The organism is Halalkalibacter lacteus, from assembly GCF_036663595.1.
Classification (GTDB): Bacteria; Bacillota; Bacilli; order Bacillales; family Bacillaceae_D; genus Halalkalibacter; species Halalkalibacter lacteus.
Map to the genome: position 1 here is coordinate 1 of NZ_JAWRVL010000381.1, position 245 is coordinate 245.

Below are 245 nucleotides of genomic sequence, written 5' to 3' on the forward strand. Positions count from 1 at the left end.
TGCGCGAGAGCTGGAAGAGGCCAAGGTGGACGAGGTGCGCGACACGCCCGTCTTCACGCTGATCGAGGCTCCGAAGCCACCGGTGTATCGCGATTTCCCGCGTCGCACCTGGATGACGATCGTCGGGGGCCTCCTCGGTGGCGCCGCCGCGGTGCTGTGGATCGTCCTCGCCGCCGCATCTCGATCGGCGCGCGCGCTCGATCCCGCCGCCTACGAGGAGCTGCGCTCGGCGCTCAGGGGACGGA

At 70.6% G+C, this 245-nt stretch carries 1 protein-coding gene; it reads left to right on the forward strand.

Annotation, left to right across the window (positions count from 1 at the left end; all coding sequences use genetic code 11):
• Nucleotides 1-245, forward strand: a 245-nt coding sequence (locus SAZ04_RS22745) for a hypothetical protein (RefSeq protein WP_332700013.1), incomplete at both ends; no start/stop codon positions are given.